The following is a 16631-nucleotide window of genomic DNA, read 5'->3' as shown; positions in this document are numbered from 1 at the left end:
ATATTACCACAGACCGCCGGAATACCCGCAAAAAGGTATTAATCCAGCCATTTGGCCCAGCTGGCGCGTACCTGTTCGCGCTCGGCGGCAAACAGCCCGCTGCCGACCTTGCCGGAATGCTCCTGCAGCGCCAGGTGGTGGATCTCGTCGCGCATGGTGACATAGGCCTGGGTCAGCGCGCGCGCTTCCTCTTCCGGCATGATGTCGTAATTGGCCATCAGCTCGAAGATGCGCACGTTGTCCGACCAACGCGTCAGGCGCGGTTCACCCGGCGCATAGCGTAAGACCAGATATTGGGCGATAAATTCGATGTCGGTTATGCCGCCCTCATCGGTTTTGATATCAAACAGATCGCGCTGCTTGCTGCCGAGATGGTTGCGCATCTTTTCGCGCATCTCGCGCACTTCGCGCTTCAGGGTCTGCGCATCGCGCGTTTTGCACAGGATCTCGCGCCGGATTGCGTCAAACTGCTGATGCAGCGCCGGATCGCCATGCACGATGCGCGCACGCACCAGGGCCTGATGCTCCCAGGTCCAGGCTTCGTTTTGCTGGTAGTCGGCGAACGCTTCGACGGTGCTGACCAGCATCCCCGCCGCACCGGAAGGCCGCAGACGCGCGTCAACCTCATACAGAATGCCGGAGGAGGTGCGGGTGCTGAACAGATGCATCACCCGCTGTGCCAGCCGCAGGTAGAACTGACGGCCGTCGATGCAGCGATCGCCGTCGGTCATCACTTCCGGCGGGCAATCCAACAGGAACACCAGATCGAGGTCGGAACTGTACCCCAGCTCCCAACCGCCCAGCTTGCCGTAACCGATCACCGCAAAGCCGCGCCCTTCGCGTTCCTGCAGATGGGTCGGCTGGCCGTAACGCGCCACCATGTCGCTCCAGGCCTGTTGCACCACCGCGTCGATGATCGCCTCCGCCAAATAAGTCAGATGGTCGCTCACTTTCATCACCGGCAGCGCGCCGGCGATATCCGCAGCGGCGATGCGCAGCTGCTGCGCCTGCTTGAACTGGCGCAGCGCCTCCAGCTTTTGCTCTTCGTCGTCTTCCGGCACCCGCAGCAGATACTGGCGCAGCTCGCTGCGGTAGGCGTCCAGCGCCACCGGCTGATACAGCGTGGCCGGATCCAGCAGTTCGTCCAGCAACAGCGGGTAACGCGACAGCTGGTTGGCAACCATCGGCGACGCGGCGCACAGGCGGATCAGATGGCTGAGCGCCGCGTGGTACTCCACCAACAATTCGAGGTAGGTGGTGCGGGTGACGATGCTGAGCAGCAGCTGCGCCAGCCGCACCAGCGCGGTCGGCGCGTCCTGGCGCGGGCACACCTCCGCCAGCAGGCGCGGCATCAGTTGATCGAGCACGTCGCGGCCGCGCGGGCCAATGGTGCGCTTGTCGACGTCGTGGCGGAAATCGGCGATGGTGCGCAGCATCTGTCGACGGCCTTCTTCATCGAGGTGTGGCGTCAGCGGCGCCAGCTCGTTCTCCTCCAGCGCGTCCTGCCACAGGCTGTGGTAGTGCTGGTAATCGGGATCTTCGCCGACATCCGGGCTATCGTCGCCGATCAGGTCGTCGAACACCGCGCGCACCGCCTGCATGTGCGCGTCCAGCGCCGCCATCAGCGCCGGCCAATCCGCCAATCCCATACCGTAGGCCAACCGCGCCTGATCGAGTGCCTCCTTCGGCAGCGTCTGGGTTTGCTGATCGCCGATCGCCTGCAGCAAGTTCTCCAACCGCCGCAGGAACAGGTAGGCGGCGCTCAGCGCCCGTACCTGCTCGGCCTCCAGCAGCCCCAGCTCACCCACCGCCTGCAGCGTCGGCAGCAGCGAACGCCCCTGCAGCGCCGGCTCGCGGCCGCCGCGGATCAGCTGGAATACCTGAGTAATGAATTCGATTTCGCGAATGCCGCCGGCGCCCAGCTTGATGTTGTCCTTCAGGCCGCGACGCCGTACTTCACGGGCGATCATGCCCTTCATGTTGCGCAGCGACTGGATGACGCTGAAATCGATATAGCGGCGGAACACGAACGGCCGCAAGGTTTTGCGCAGCTCCTGGCTGTAGGCGTCTTCCGCCCCGCCCATCAGGCGCGCTTTCACCATCGCATAGCGCTCCCAGTCGCGCCCCTGCTCCTGATAATAATCTTCCAGCGCCGCGAAGCTCATCACCAACGGGCCGCTGTCGCCGAACGGTCGCAGCCGCATGTCGACGCGATAGACGAAGCCGTCGATGGTCTGTTGATCCAGCGCCTTGATCAGCCGCTGGCCGAGGCGGGTGAAGAACTGGGCATTGTCCAACTCGCGCCTTCCGCCCTGGGTCTGGCCGTTTTCCGGGTAGGCGAAGATCAGATCGATGTCCGACGAGAAGTTCAGTTCGCCGCCGCCCAGCTTGCCCATGCCGAGGATCAGCAGCGGCTGCGGTTCGCCGGCGGCGTTGCACGGCGTGCCCCACTCGCGGCAGCAGGTTTGGTACAGCCAGTCGCGGGCGCTGACGATCAGCGTCTCCGCCAGCCCGCTCAGCTGCAGCAGCGTTTCTTCGGTCGAACACAGCCCCTGCGCCTGCGCCCAGGCGATACGCACCAGCGTCTCGCGGCGAAACAGGCGCAGCGTGCGCATCAGCTGCGCTTCGTCACGCACCTCTTCCAGCTCGTCCTGCAGCCAGGCGGCATAGTGTTGCCACTCGCCGGGCGCCGGCGGCTGCTCGCGCAGCGTCGCGAGCCAGGCCGGCTGGGCGAGCAGCGCGTCGCTGACGAAGTCGCTCGACGCCAGCACCCACTGCTCCTGCTCGCTAAAGGCGCTGTCCGCGCCGTGAACTTCCTGAAAACGCTGCACAACCTGCTGTGCCTGAGCCTGTAACGCGGCTGAAAGTGGCGACATAGTGTATGACCCGTTCTGCGGCCCACGGCTGGCGGGCCGACTGGATTAACGAAGCGCGCCGTTTAACCAGAATGGCGCATGCGATAAGGCCTGTTTGCGGCTGGCTTCATACCAGCCCTGGCGGCGCTCGCTCAGCGCCGCCTGCAACTCGCGCCAGGCGTCGATATAAGGCCCGGTCTGCTCGTCGGGGTAAGCGCCCGACAGCAGGATCAGCGCCGAAATCTGACGCGTCAGGCGCGGCAATTGTTCCTGATATTCATCTTCGTTCAGCGTACGGCTGAAGGCTTCTTTCAGCTCCGCGCCGCTGCGCCCCAGCATGATGTCGCTAAAGCGTTTGAAAGAACCGTCCAGCTTGGTCTGCCCTTTGGCATCGATAAACGGCCTCCAGGCGCCGCTCACCAGCCATGATGTGAGCGCCAACTTACATTGCAGGTAAGCTGTGCTGTAGCACAGGGTCTCTGGTTGCGCGGCTTTATCCGCCAACAATGGTTCGAGTTCGGTCAGACGGGCGCGCAGATCGGCGCTGGCCTTGCGCGGCACCAGGCCGCCGAAGATCACCAGCGCCTGGCGGATCGTGCCGACCGCTTCGATGACCGCCCCGCGCGCCTGCGCGTCGCCGCGCAGCCACAGCTCTTCATGGTACTGCCAGTGGTTCAGCGCCAGTTCGAAGGCGGCGATCATCCCCTGCTCCACGGTCGCCTTCGCCGCCGGCTTCAACACCTGCAGCGAGCGCACCTCGCGCGGCGGATTGCCCTGCGCCAGGTGGTAACCACGCGCCGCCTTGCTCAGGCTGCCCTGACGCAGCCCATCGTGCGCCGCCAGCTCACCGGCCAATGCCAGCAGATCGGCGGTGTTGCCTTTCAGCAACTCCAGTTCTATCTCGCTCAGGGCTTCGCTGAGATCACCGGCGCGCACCTCACCCTGATCCAGGCCAATCTCTATCTCACTTTGGCCGTAAGTAACCACCCACTTCTCACGCACAAAATCGGTACGGAACAGCGGTTGCAACGCCTGCTGCAGCGCCGCGATATCGCAATCCTGCGGCCAGATGTCGGCAGGAAACTGCGCCAGCGCCAGCTGCGGTTCGGCGATGGCGACATTGTATTCCGGGCGCTGGTGCAGGCCGGCCACCACTTTACCTGCGGTTTTGATGGTCATCTCATAGCGATCGTCGAAACCGCGAATGCGCAGCCCCATGTCGTGACGGCGCAGGAAATTGTCGGCCGTTTCGAAGTAAATGTTGGTCAGTTTTTGCGGCGCGGAATGCTGATGCGGCCAGGCGGCGAGCCAGTGTGGCAGTGCGGCCACCGCTTGCGGCGCGGCGATGAATTTCAGTTCAATTTCAACGGTCATAATTCTTTAACACCAATAAGTTACGCATTCACGTCGGTTTCAGCGCGGCGCGCTCGGCCCGCCGTATGCTGCCCACTGACGCACAGTTGCCGTTATCTTACCGCGATTCCCGGCGCCTTAACCCTGCTAACTGTAGAAAAAACCTGTTACGTTATAAAACGCTGCGCAACTCACAGAATCAGCCACAGTAAGATAGTTCTCATTCCGGTTTTGGCGTTGCGTCGTCAGACTGAACCCTCTACTATCGTTCCATAAATTCACCCAGAAACGATGAACTAATGCAGAAATTACGCCTGATTTTCCTTGCCGCGCTGAGCTTCAGCATCACTTGGGCCGCACATGCCGAAGATAAACGCTATATCTCCGATGAGTTAAGCACTTACGTCCATAGCGGCCCAGGTAATCAGTACCGTATTGTCGGCACTCTGAACGCCGGTGAAGAAGTGACCCTGCTGAGCGTCAACGACAGCACCAATTACGGCCAGATCCGCGATCCCAAAGGCCGCACCACCTGGATCCCGCTCGATCAGCTCAGCCAGACGCCAAGCCTGCGCACCCGCGTGCCGGAGCTGGAACAGCAGGTGAAAACCCTGACCGACAAACTGGCCAACATCGATAACACCTGGAACCAGCGCACCTCGGAAATGCAGGAGAAAGTCGCGGGCAGCGACAGCACCATCAGCAGCCTGCAGAAGGAAAACCAGGATCTGAAAAACCAGCTGGTGGTCGCGCAGAAGAAGGTCAACGCCGTTAACCTGCAGCTCGACGATAAACAGCGCACCATTATTCTGCAGTGGTTCATGTACGGCGGCGGCGTTGCCGGCGTCGGTTTGCTGTTGGGCCTGCTGTTGCCGCACCTGATCCCGCGCCGCAAGAACAACAATCGCTGGATGAACTGATCTCAGTATCGTTCAGTTTGAGTATGGGCGCCTGCGGGCGCCCTTTTCATTGGTGCCGACATCCCGCGGTCAATTCATGTAATCTGATAGACAGAGCCTTACACGATATTCAGGAGTCAACAGTGCAGATTTATCTGGTCGGCGGCGCCGTTCGCGACAGCCTGCTCAATATTCCGGTGGTCGATCATGATTGGGTGGTAGTGGGCGCCACGCCGGCAGAGCTGCTGGCATTGGGTTATCAACAGGTCGGCAAAGATTTCCCGGTGTTCCTCAACCCCGATTCTCATGAGGAATACGCGCTGGCGCGCACCGAGCGCAAATCCGGCCAAGGGTACACCGGTTTTACCTGCTATGCCGCGCCGGACGTCACGCTGGAGGAAGATCTGCTGCGGCGCGATCTGACCATCAACGCCATCGCCCGTTCCGCCGAAGGGGAGCTGATTGACCCTTACGGCGGCGTGGCCGATCTGCAGGCGCGCGTGCTGCGCCACGTTTCCGACGCGTTCGGCGAAGATCCGCTGCGAGTACTGCGCGTGGCGCGTTTCAATGCCCGCTTCGCCCACCTGGGTTTTCGCATCGCCGACGAAACGCTCGCCCTGATGCGCCAAATGGCGCACGGCGGTGAACTGGCTGCGCTGACCGCCGAACGCGTCTGGAAGGAAACCGAAAAGGCGCTGCAAAGCCAGAGCCCGCAGGTCTATTTTCAGGTGCTGCGCGATTGCGATGCGCTGGCGGTGCTGTTCCCGGAAATCGACGCGCTGTTCGGCGTGCCGGCCCCCGCCAAGTGGCACCCGGAGATCGACACCGGCGTGCACACGCTGATGGCGCTGGCGATTGCCGCCCGCCTCACGCCGGAGGTGGACGTGCGCTTCGCCACCCTGTGCCATGACCTCGGCAAAGGGTTGACGCCAAAAGAGTTCTGGCCGCATCACCACGGCCACGGCCCGGCGGGCGTACGGCTGGTCGAGGCGCTGTGCCAGCGGCTGCGGGTGCCTAACCCGGTGCGCGATCTGAGCAAGCTGGTGGCCGAGTACCATGATCTGATCCACACCGTGAACAAGCTGCGGCCGGAGACTCTATTGAAGCTGTTCGACGCCATCGACGTCTGGCGCAAGCCCCAGAGGCTGGAGCAGATGATCCTGACCAGCGAAGCGGACGCGCGCGGACGCACCGGCTTTGAGAAGAATCCCTATCCGCAGGGCGACTATCTGCGCCAGGCGTATCAGGTGGCGAACGCGGTATCGATTAAAGAGGTGGTAGCCAGCGGGCTGCAGGGCACCGCGATCCGCGACGAGCTCAAACGCCGCCGCCAGCAGGCGCTGGCCGAGTGGAAGCTATCCCAAACGATTATCAACGATCAGGCATAAAAAAACCCCGCAGAGCGGGGTTTTTTCTTGGTATCGGGCTTACAGGAACACCATGTAAACCACGGCCGCCACGATAAAGCGGTAGATGGCGAACGGCACGAACGAGATGCGTTTGATCAGCGACAGGAAGGTCTTGATCGCAATCAGCGCCACCACGAAGGCAGTAACGAAGCCGACGGCAAACATCGGCAGATCGCCCCAGGTCAGGAAGTGCAGGCTCTTGTACAGATCCAGGCCGCTGGCACCAATCATCATCGGCACCGCCAAAATGAAGGAGAACTCGGACGCCGCATAGCGGTTCACGCCCACCAGCATACCGCCGGCGATAGTGGAACCCGAACGGGAGAAGCCCGGCCACAACGCCAGACACTGGAAGCAGCCGATCATGAACGCCTGGCGGTAGGTGATGTCATCCAGCCCTTCCGCGCTCGGTTTCTTCGGCTTCAGCCATTCCGCCGCCAGCAGCAGCAGACCGCCGACCACCAACGCATACATCACGTTTTTCGGCGCGAACAGCGACTTGATGAAATCATGGAAGGCCAGGCCCAGCACCACCGCCGGGATCATCGCCAGCAGGATGTGCCCCAGCTTCAGCTGACCGCTGGTTTTGCCCTCGTGCTCCACCGGCTTGCCGCCGAAATGGATGCCGATCAGGCCGAACAACCGGCGCCAGAACATCACGACGACGGCCAGGATCGACCCCAGCTGGATGATGACTTCAAAGGTTTTGGCTTTGTCGCCGGTAAAGCCCAGCCACTCGCCAACGATAATCATATGCCCGGTGGAAGACACCGGCAGAAATTCGGTTAACCCCTCGACAACCCCAAGAACAAACGCAATAAACAGTGAATGCATGTCAGCCATGTGCTTCGCTCACCCTATAAAATAACGGCTATCACATAAAAAAGCGGCAGTGCTTAAAGACAATGCCGCTAAAACAATTCTCAGGATTAAGACCAGCTTAACGGTCTTTCGTTGCAAGCAGATGACATAAAATCATGCGGGACGGGTGCCGCGCTCAATGATCACGCCGACCCGATTGGCATGTGCTACAGCGCCCGGTTTGCTGACCTTAATACGGACCCACGGGGAATTGAAGCGCTGAAGCAAAATTTCAGATATTTCCTCCGCCACGCGTTCCACCAGGGCGAAGCGGTTCGACTCCACGTGTTGGATCACGGCATCGCTGACGTCGGCATAGCTCAGACAGTCAGTTACGTCGTCGCTGGCGGCGGCCGGCCGGTTATCCCAGCCCATTTCGATATCGAACACCAGCTTCTGACGAATGCCCTGTTCCCACTCATAAACGCCAATGGTGGTAATTACGGTAAGCTCTTCAATAAATACGATATCCATCACGTCATTCTCTGTTTTTGGCCTTGCCGGATACCACTTCCAGCGGAATGTGCGTATTATCCATAGATGTTGCGAGTAAAACGACCATTATTAAACGGAACCGCGTTATGAGTGCTACCGCGCTTGGCATGATTATCTTCGCGTATCTGTGCGGCTCGATTTCGAGCGCGATCCTGGTTTGCCGGATCGCCAGGCTGCCGGACCCGCGTGAGCATGGCTCAGGAAATCCCGGGGCGACCAACGTCCTGCGCATCGGCGGCCGGCTGGCGGCAGCGGCGGTGCTGGTGTTCGATATTCTGAAAGGGATGTTGCCGGTCTGGCTGGCCTACAAACTCGATGTACCGCCGCTGTACCTCGGCCTGACGGCGATCGCCGCCTGTCTGGGGCACATCTATCCGGTGTTCTTCCACTTCCGCGGCGGTAAAGGCGTGGCGACGGCGTTTGGCGCCATCGCGCCTATCGGCTGGGATCTGACCGGCCTGATGACCGGCACCTGGCTGTTGACGGTGCTGCTCAGCGGCTACTCTTCGCTCGGCGCCATCGTCAGCGCGCTGATCGCCCCGTTCTACGTCTGGTGGTTCAAACCGCAGTTCACCTTCCCGGTAGCGATGCTCTCCTGCCTGATCCTGATGCGGCATCACGACAATATCCAGCGCCTGTGGCGCGGCCAGGAAGGCAAGATTTGGGGCAAGTTCCGCAAGAAGAAAAACGACGCGGATGAGGATAACGGCGACCAGCCGGAAGACGAATAACAGAAGGGCCGGATTATCCGGCCCTTTGCTTTATACCGCAGGCAGTTCCGCCAGCGGCCAGCGCGGCCGCACCGAAACGCTCAGCTCCGGGTTGGCGCCGCTCTTCAGCCGCACCATGCCGGCATAGGCGATCATCGCGCCGTTGTCGGTGCAAAATTCCGGGCGGGCATAGAACACTTCCCCGCCGCGTTTCTGCATCATCTCCGCCAGCTTGGCACGCAATGTGCGGTTGGCGCTCACGCCGCCGGCCATCACCAGGCGTTTGAAGCCGGTTTGCTCGAGGGCACGTTTGCATTTGATCGCCAGCGTATCCACCACCGCATCCTCGAAGGCGCGGGCGATGTCGGCACGCGTCTGATCGTCGTTGCCGTTGGAGCGAATGGTGTTGGCGGCGAAGGTTTTCAGCCCGGAGAAGCTGAAGTCCAGCCCCGGACGATCGGTCATCGGCCGCGGGAAGGTGAAACGCCCCGCCGTGCCCTGCTGCGCCATCTTCGACAGCATCGGCCCGCCGGGATAATCCAGGCCGAGCAGCTTGGCGGTTTTGTCGAACGCTTCGCCGGCGGCATCGTCGATCGACTCGCCCAGCAGTGCATACTCACCGATGCCGGTGACGCTGATCAGCTGAGTGTGGCCACCGGAGACCAGCAGCGCGACGAACGGGAACGCCGGCGGGTTATCTTCCAGCATCGGCGCCAGCAAGTGGCCTTCCATGTGGTGTACCGGCACCGCCGGCACGTTCCAGGCGAACGCCAGCGCACGCCCGACGGTAGCGCCGACCAGCAGCGCGCCTACCAGGCCCGGCCCGGCGGTATAAGCCACGCCGTCGATATCGGCCGGAGTCAGGTTGGCCTCTTTCAGCGCCGCCTGAATCAGCGGCACGGTTTTGCGCACGTGATCGCGGGAGGCCAGTTCCGGCACCACGCCGCCGTAGTCGGCGTGCAGCTTCACCTGGCTGTATAATTGGTTGGCCAACAAACCGGTTTGATCGTCATACACTGCAATTCCGGTTTCATCGCAGGACGTTTCTATACCCAGTACTCGCATTACATTTCCCATCATTCACGTGCGGCCGCCAGTCTACCACATTCCGCCGCATTTACCGCCGATGCGGCGCATCTTGTCACCGGCTTGCGCCTATGTCGATGATTCATCCAGAAAATGCCCGGGCGATTAAATACGAGCATTTTTTTCTGATTAGTCTATAATCAGCGCCCGGTGCAAAATTGCGCACGTTGCGGCAGAGCGACGCGGGTTTCAATTTGCTGTGATGCTTTACAAAGCAGCATCCATTGGAGTAAAATTCCGCACCATTTTGAAAAGGCTGGCGCTTGGCCAGCAGCAAACCGAATTTTATTGAGGTGAGAGGCACATGCCGGTAATTAAAGTACGTGAAAACGAGCCATTTGACGTTGCTCTGCGTCGTTTCAAACGCTCTTGCGAAAAAGCGGGTGTTTTAGCTGAAGTTCGTCGTCGTGAGTTTTATGAAAAACCAACTACCGAACGTAAACGCGCTAAAGCTTCTGCTGTGAAACGTCACGCGAAGAAACTGGCTCGCGAAAACGCACGCCGCACTCGTCTGTATTAATTCTTCGGGGGCAACCCCACCGCGTGAATTTCTGATTTTCAAAATCGCGCAGACCGAGTAGTTGCATACGAAGGCCGTGCTTTCCGAAAGGAATGCGCGGCTTGTTCTCGTTTATAGGCTAATGAAGTAAGGGCTTATGGCTGGACGAATTCCGCGCGTATTTATCAATGACTTGCTGGCTCGCACCGACATCGTCGATTTGATCGACGCCCGCGTGAAGCTCAAGAAGCAAGGCAAGAACTACCACGCGTGCTGTCCGTTCCACCACGAAAAGACGCCTTCCTTTACCGTTAATGGCGAAAAGCAGTTTTATCACTGTTTTGGGTGTGGTGCGCACGGCAACGCCGTCGACTTTTTGATGAATTACGACCGACTCGAGTTTGTCGAAACCATCGAAGAGCTGGCGACCATGCACGGGCTGGAAGTGCCTTACGAAGCGGGCACCGGGCCGACCCAGATCGAACGCCATCAGCGCCAGAGCCTGTACCAACTGATGGAGCAGCTCAGCGCGTTCTATCAACAGTCACTGCAGCAGTCCTCCGGGGCACCGGCGCGCAGCTATTTGCAGCAGCGCGGATTAAGTGACGACGTTATTCGCCATTTCGCCATCGGCTTCGCGCCGGCGGGATGGGACAACGCCCTGAAGCGTTTCGGCCGCGATGCCGACTCGCGCCGCGCATTGAACGATGCCGGCATGCTGGTGACTAACGATCAGGGGCGTTCGTACGACCGTTTCCGCGAACGGGTGATGTTCCCCATCCGCGACAAGCGCGGGCGCGTGATCGCCTTCGGCGGCCGCGTGCTGGGCGACGGTATGCCGAAGTACCTGAACTCGCCGGAAACCGAAGTTTTCCATAAGGGCCGCCAGCTGTACGGCCTGTATGAAGCACAGCAGAACCACCCTACCCTCCAGCGGCTGCTGGTGGTGGAAGGGTATATGGACGTGGTGGCGTTGGCGCAATTCGGCATCGATTATGCCGTCGCCTCGCTCGGGACCTCGACGACGGCTGAACACATTCAGCTGCTGTTCCGCGCCACCGACAACGTCGTTTGCTGCTACGACGGCGACCGCGCCGGCCGCGAAGCGGCCTGGCGGGCGCTGGAAACCGCGCTGCCGTACCTGAACGATGGGCGCCAGCTGCGGTTCATGTTTTTGCCCGACGGTGAAGACCCGGACACCCTGGTGCGCAAAGAAGGCAAAGAAGCCTTCGAACAGCGAATGGAGCAGGCGCAGCCGCTGTCCACTTTCCTGTTCGAAAGCCTGCTGCCGCAGGTGGATTTGAGCAGCCCGGACGGGCGCGCCAAGCTGAGCACGCTGGCGCTGCCGCTGATTACTCAGGTGCCGGGCGAAACGTTGCGCTTGTACCTGCGTCAGGAGCTCGGCAACAAGCTGGGGCTGCTGGACGACAGCCAGCTCGACAAGCTGATGCCCAAGCAGGCGGAAAATGCGAATCCTTATCAGGCGCCCCAGCTAAAACGCACAACCATGCGTATACTGATAGGGTTACTGGTGCAAAATCCGCAGTTGGCTACACTTATCCCTTCGCTGGAAGGGTTGGAGCAGACCAAACAGGCGGGATTGCCGCTGTTCGTCGAACTGGTGCAGACCTGTTTGGCGCAGCCGGGCCTGACGACCGGGCAATTGCTGGAGCTGTATCGCGACAACAAATTCAGCCAGCAGCTTGAAACCTTGGCGACATGGAACCATATGATCGTTGAGGACATGGTCGAACAGACCTTTTTGGATACGTTGGCCAGCCTGTACGACTCGGTGCTCGAGCAACGGCTGGAAACGCTGATCGCCCAGGCCAGAACGCGCGGCCTGAGCCCGGAGGAACGTGAGGAAGTCCGTTCTCTCAACCAGGTTTTAGCGAAGAAAAACTGAATACCAAACGGCTTAAGTGCCGATAATTGCGAGGGCAGAGCCCTGCACAGTGCCGCCATAGTGGGCCGCGGCGATAACGAAAACGCCCCAAATGCTATTGTTGGCGGTTTCGCCGACCGACACCAACCTAAATACTCTGAAGTGTGGATACCGTCTTATGGAGCAAAACCCGCAGTCACAGCTGAAGCTACTTGTCACCCGTGGTAAGGAGCAAGGCTATCTGACCTATGCTGAGGTCAATGACCATCTGCCGGAAGATATCGTCGACTCCGATCAGATCGAAGACATCATCCAGATGATTAACGACATGGGCATCCAGGTGATGGAAGAAGCACCGGACGCCGATGACCTGCTGCTCGCCGAAAACTCGAACAGCACGGACGAAGATGCGGAAGAAGCCGCCGCACAGGTTCTGTCCAGCGTGGAATCCGAAATCGGCCGCACCACCGACCCGGTGCGCATGTACATGCGCGAAATGGGTACCGTCGAACTGCTGACGCGCGAAGGCGAAATCGACATCGCCAAGCGCATCGAAGACGGCATCAACCAGGTGCAGTGCTCGGTTGCCGAATACCCGGAAGCCATCACCTACCTGCTTGAGCAGTACGATCGCGTCGAAGCGGGCGAAGCGCGCCTGTCCGATCTGATCACCGGCTTCGTCGATCCTAACGCGGAAGAGGACATCGCCCCTACCGCGACCCACATCGGTTCTGAACTGTCGAGCGAAGAGCAAGACGACGACGAAGAAGATGAGGACGCCGAAGACGACGACACCGAAGACGACAACAGCATCGATCCTGAGCTGGCGCGTCAGAAGTTCGCCGAGCTGCGCGATCAGTATGAAGCGACGCGTCTGGTGATCAAAAAGAACGGCCGCAGCCACGCCAGCGCAGCGGACGAGATCCTGAAGCTGTCTGAAGTGTTCAAGCAGTTCCGCCTGGTGCCGAAACAGTTCGACTTCCTGGTCAACAGCATGCGCACTATGATGGACCGCGTTCGCACCCAGGAACGCATCATCATGAAGCTGTGCGTTGAACAGTGCAAAATGCCGAAGAAAAACTTCGTCACCCTGTTCGCCGGCAACGAAACCAGCGATTCCTGGTTCGAAGCCGCAGTGGCGATGGCCAAGCCATGGTCGGAAAAGCTGAAAGACGTTGCCGAAGACGTGCAGCGCAGCCTGCAGAAACTGCGTCAGATCGAAGAAGAAACCGGCCTGACCATCGAGCAGGTCAAAGACATCAACCGTCGCATGTCGATCGGTGAAGCGAAAGCCCGCCGCGCGAAGAAAGAGATGGTTGAGGCCAACCTGCGTCTGGTTATTTCCATCGCCAAGAAATACACCAACCGCGGCCTGCAGTTCCTGGATCTGATCCAGGAAGGCAACATCGGCCTGATGAAAGCGGTAGACAAGTTCGAATATCGCCGCGGCTACAAGTTCTCGACGTACGCCACCTGGTGGATCCGTCAGGCTATCACCCGCTCCATCGCCGATCAGGCGCGCACCATCCGTATTCCGGTGCATATGATTGAGACCATCAACAAGCTCAACCGTATTTCGCGCCAGATGCTGCAAGAGATGGGCCGCGAGCCGACGCCGGAAGAGCTGGCCGAGCGCATGCTGATGCCGGAAGACAAGATCCGCAAGGTGCTGAAGATCGCCAAAGAGCCAATCTCGATGGAAACGCCGATCGGCGACGACGAAGATTCGCATCTGGGCGACTTCATCGAGGATACCACCCTCGAGCTGCCGCTGGACTCCGCGACCTCAGAGAGCCTGCGTTCCGCTACCCACGATGTGCTGGCCGGCCTGACCGCGCGCGAAGCGAAAGTGCTGCGCATGCGTTTCGGTATCGACATGAACACCGACCACACGCTGGAAGAGGTAGGCAAGCAGTTTGACGTTACCCGTGAGCGTATTCGTCAGATCGAAGCCAAGGCGCTGCGCAAGCTGCGTCACCCGAGCCGCTCCGAAGTGCTGCGCAGCTTCCTGGACGATTAAGTCCGGCTGCCGCACCAAAAGCAAAAACCCCGGCTTGCCGGGGTTTTTTTATGCCTCAGAACATGCTGTTGCCGCTGGCGGTCTTCTCCGGCACCGGCTGCGTCACGTCCCAGTGTTCGACGATCTTCCCGGCGCTGTCGAGACGGAAGATATCGACGATCGCCGCGGTCTTGCCGGCCTCGCGCCCGCTGACTTCCACATGCAAAATCACGAAGTCGCCGTCGACAAACGCCTGTTTCACCTCACTGTGCGAATTGGGGTAACGCGTTTTCAGCAGCTCGACAAATTGACGAAAACCCGCCACGCCGTCTTTAGCGTTGGGGTTATGCTGCTTGTACTGCTCGCCCAAAAACGGCCGCGCCGCCGCAAAATCCTTGTTGTTCAGCCCCTGCCGATAAAACTCCAGCACGTTCTGCTTGTTGCGCGCCTCCTGTGGCGAATGCCCCGCCTGTGCAGTGCCGGTCACCAATAACAGCGCCATCACACAACCTTTCATCATCGATGTCATCGCATACTCCCTTATGTCATTGCAGCGCCAGGAACAGCTCGCGATAGCTGGCGGTCAGTTGCTCCAGCGTGGCGCGGTTCAATCCGCTGGGGTTGGGCAATACCCACACCTCGGTTTGCCCCAGCACCATCGTCTGCTTGCCCCAGGGCGCGTTTTTCACCCCGAAGGCGGTGGTGAACGCCTGCTTGCCCAAAATCGCCAACGCGCGCGGCTGGTAGCGCAGGATCTTCTCTTGCAGCGCCTCGCCGCCGCTGCGCAACTCGTCGCGCGACAGCTCGCTGGCCGCCACCGTCGGGCGCGCCACCAGCGCGGTAATGCCACAGCCGTTATCCTTCAACTGCTGCCACTGCTCCGGCGCCAGTTGGCGCTCGGTAAAGCCGGCCTGATGGATCACCTTCCAGAAGCGGTTGCTGCCGTTGGCGAAAGGGTAGCCCTGGTGGGCGGAAGAAAGGCCGGGGTTGATGCCGCAAAACACCACCCGCAGATTGGGCGCCAGAAGTTCCATGAGTGTCGTGAGTCCATTGCAGGGATTTACTGCGGTTATCGCAAAATCCGCCAGCAATTACAACAGGCTAGAACTGTGCAGAAAAGCAACATACGGGCGGGTAACAGTAGACCGCCGCTTAAGGATTCCCTATAATCTCGCGGCTTGGCCCCTTAGCTCAGTGGTTAGAGCAGGCGACTCATAATCGCTTGGTCGTTGGTTCAAACCCAACAGGGGCCACCAAATTTTAGCTTTAAAATCATATAAAAAAGCCACTTCCCTCGAAGTGGCTTTTTTATTTCTTGCTCACAGTGGCGGCAAAATGGCGGCGGTATGCCGGCACTCTCAGCTATCTTTCCCCTCTTAACCAGCCTATAGCCAGACTTACCAGGAAGCCGGCAAAGAAGATCGCGACAGCCGCAGCGATAGATTTCCACCACTCATCAAACCAGAACAAGGCAACAAATGCCGCTATAGAGAACAGGCCAATGACTATGGACTCAGCCAAGTCAGCAGTTTGCCGGCCAACAAATTTAACGAACTTCACAAGAAAGGATTTTAGCCAGTTCATTGATTTTCTTACTTAACGATAGGAAGTCATCATCACTTGATCATTAGTTAAAATCCAACCGCTGGCTTTTGATTGATTTATCCGCTATCGCTCGCCTCTCACAAGGCTACACAAAGCAATAGTGACAAACACCAGCAACAGGAATATTGCCGCGCTTAGAATTCGTTGCCACCATTCGTCGAACCAGAACAGTGAGCCAAACGCAGCGATAGAAAATATCCCGCCCAAAATCGCTTCCACAAGGTGCGACAATCCTTTACCGAGCTTACTGCCCCAAGACTTTAGATAGCTCATGATTCACACCTTCACAGAACATTTTCGATTTGCTGGTATAGGCAACAAAGGGTTCAAGATACTCCTCCGCCAGAAAGTAGATCATGTCCAAATTTCGTGGCGTGAGCTTATGGTACGTTGAGGGATATTGTTCCCGCAAACGACGCGAAGAAACGGCGGCCTTTTCAATAATTCCTTGTAAAAGAATGATGTTTAGCCCAGCAATGGTGACACCTTTGAATACCCATTTGAAAAGTGTGCTGCCGATAACCTTTTTCAAAATATGGTGTGTGATTTGCTGAACCAGAATGAACTGCGTCCCCATACGTCCTGTAAGATAACCCTCTGCATGGTTAAATTTTTGGCTTAGCGCGGTTTGTGTTTGCAGATCCATCCGCTGATAGCAGTCACGGATAATCACCACTATCAGCTCACGTAGCGGGGTTTCGATACCATAACCGGCACGAACGACCTTAATAAATCGTTCCGTTTCAATTTCATTGCGGTGCTTAAGCTCTCGGCCGCCGAGCCCTGCTCCCTGCCATGTCCTACGAGCACTATAGGCAATGCCCCTTGGTAAAGACTCTATTCCCTCAAGAATTCCTTGAGCTACGGCTTTCGCATCCATAACAATCCCTTATCAGCGCCCTGGCCGTACCCTATACTAACTTCGCTTAAAATATCAACATCCCTTTCATCCTAATGAAGGGCGCCCCTCGGCAT

15 protein-coding genes and 1 tRNA gene are annotated in these 16631 nt (G+C 59.0%); 7 read left to right on the top strand and 9 right to left on the bottom strand.

Annotated elements, in window-relative coordinates; genetic code table 11:
* Positions 1-38: 38 nt before the first annotated feature.
* Together glnE and WA302_RS16905 are read right to left on the bottom strand one after the other, a co-directional pair.
* Positions 39-2876, bottom strand: coding sequence for a bifunctional [glutamate--ammonia ligase]-adenylyl-L-tyrosine phosphorylase/[glutamate--ammonia-ligase] adenylyltransferase (gene glnE / locus WA302_RS16910; RefSeq protein ID WP_336064612.1), 2838 nt, complete (start codon positions 2874-2876; stop codon positions 39-41).
* A gap of 45 nt (positions 2877-2921) precedes the next feature.
* Positions 2922-4229 (bottom strand): CYTH domain-containing protein, encoded by a 1308-nt coding sequence (locus tag WA302_RS16905; protein ID WP_025304321.1) that lies wholly within the window; start codon positions 4227-4229, stop codon positions 2922-2924.
* 278 nt (positions 4230-4507) lie between these two features.
* On the opposite strand from WA302_RS16905, the gene WA302_RS16900 reads away from it, so the two are divergent.
* Together WA302_RS16900 and WA302_RS16895 are read left to right on the top strand one after the other, a co-directional pair.
* Positions 4508-5128: a TIGR04211 family SH3 domain-containing protein gene (locus WA302_RS16900; RefSeq protein WP_016930153.1), complete on the top strand. Its 621-nt coding sequence runs from the start codon at positions 4508-4510 to the stop codon at positions 5126-5128.
* Positions 5129-5250: 122 nt separating this feature from the next.
* The gene (locus tag WA302_RS16895) at positions 5251-6495 is read left to right on the top strand and encodes a multifunctional CCA addition/repair protein (protein WP_025304322.1); all 1245 of its coding nucleotides are present in this window, start codon (positions 5251-5253) and stop codon (positions 6493-6495) included.
* A gap of 39 nt (positions 6496-6534) precedes the next feature.
* Here WA302_RS16895 and bacA read toward each other — a convergent pair whose 3' ends face one another.
* Complete coding sequence (gene bacA / locus WA302_RS16890; RefSeq protein WP_004937204.1) at positions 6535-7359, bottom strand: undecaprenyl-diphosphate phosphatase; 825 nt, start codon at positions 7357-7359, stop codon at positions 6535-6537.
* Positions 7360-7491: 132 nt separating this feature from the next.
* A complete protein-coding gene (folB, locus tag WA302_RS16885) occupies positions 7492-7851 on the bottom strand; it encodes a bifunctional dihydroneopterin aldolase/7,8-dihydroneopterin epimerase (protein WP_004937203.1) in 360 nt (119 codons plus the stop codon).
* A 107-nt stretch (positions 7852-7958) separates the two neighbouring features.
* Here folB and plsY point away from each other — a divergent pair, with 107 nt between their 5' ends.
* Complete coding sequence (plsY, locus tag WA302_RS16880; RefSeq protein WP_144334731.1) at positions 7959-8603, top strand: glycerol-3-phosphate 1-O-acyltransferase PlsY; 645 nt, start codon at positions 7959-7961, stop codon at positions 8601-8603.
* 30 nt (positions 8604-8633) lie between these two features.
* Here the strand turns inward: plsY and tsaD are convergent, their stop codons facing one another.
* Positions 8634-9647, bottom strand: a complete 1014-nt coding sequence (gene tsaD / locus WA302_RS16875) for a tRNA (adenosine(37)-N6)-threonylcarbamoyltransferase complex transferase subunit TsaD (protein ID WP_025304324.1) — start codon at positions 9645-9647, stop codon at positions 8634-8636.
* Between the two features lie 325 nt (positions 9648-9972).
* Between tsaD and rpsU the strand changes: the two genes are divergently transcribed.
* From rpsU to rpoD, 3 genes are all read left to right on the top strand, one after another.
* On the top strand, positions 9973-10188 hold the full coding sequence (rpsU, locus tag WA302_RS16870; protein ID WP_001144069.1) for a 30S ribosomal protein S21: 216 nt from the start codon (positions 9973-9975) through the stop codon (positions 10186-10188).
* A 136-nt stretch (positions 10189-10324) separates the two neighbouring features.
* Positions 10325-12073: a DNA primase gene (dnaG, locus tag WA302_RS16865; protein ID WP_025304325.1), complete on the top strand. Its 1749-nt coding sequence runs from the start codon at positions 10325-10327 to the stop codon at positions 12071-12073.
* A 157-nt stretch (positions 12074-12230) separates the two neighbouring features.
* On the top strand, positions 12231-14072 hold the full coding sequence (gene rpoD / locus WA302_RS16860) for an RNA polymerase sigma factor RpoD (protein ID WP_043142056.1): 1842 nt from the start codon (positions 12231-12233) through the stop codon (positions 14070-14072).
* Positions 14073-14127: 55 nt separating this feature from the next.
* On the opposite strand, the gene WA302_RS16855 is transcribed toward rpoD, so the two are convergent.
* Positions 14128-14571 carry a nuclear transport factor 2 family protein gene (locus WA302_RS16855; protein ID WP_049204445.1) on the bottom strand — a complete coding sequence of 148 codons (444 nt, stop codon included), beginning with the start codon at positions 14569-14571 and terminating at the stop codon, positions 14128-14130.
* Positions 14572-14596: 25 nt separating this feature from the next.
* Positions 14597-15085, bottom strand: a complete 489-nt coding sequence (gene mug / locus WA302_RS16850; RefSeq protein ID WP_025304328.1) for a G/U mismatch-specific DNA glycosylase — start codon at positions 15083-15085, stop codon at positions 14597-14599.
* A gap of 146 nt (positions 15086-15231) precedes the next feature.
* On the opposite strand from mug, the gene WA302_RS16845 reads away from it, so the two are divergent.
* Positions 15232-15307, top strand: a tRNA-Ile gene (locus WA302_RS16845).
* 106 nt (positions 15308-15413) lie between these two features.
* Here WA302_RS16845 and WA302_RS16840 read toward each other — a convergent pair.
* Both WA302_RS16840 and WA302_RS16835 read right to left on the bottom strand, forming a co-directional pair.
* A complete protein-coding gene (locus WA302_RS16840) occupies positions 15414-15635 on the bottom strand; it encodes a hypothetical protein (RefSeq protein WP_033651283.1) in 222 nt (73 codons plus the stop codon).
* Between the two features lie 265 nt (positions 15636-15900).
* Positions 15901-16536: a hypothetical protein gene (locus WA302_RS16835; RefSeq protein WP_043142051.1), complete on the bottom strand. Its 636-nt coding sequence runs from the start codon at positions 16534-16536 to the stop codon at positions 15901-15903.
* Positions 16537-16631 lie beyond the last annotated feature (95 nt).

The organism is Serratia sp. 201 (assembly GCF_037027545.1).
GTDB classification, from domain to species: domain Bacteria; phylum Pseudomonadota; class Gammaproteobacteria; order Enterobacterales; family Enterobacteriaceae; genus Serratia; species Serratia bockelmannii.
The sequence above is the reverse complement of the archived record's forward strand: the minus strand, read 5'-3'. Positions and strand labels throughout refer to the sequence as shown.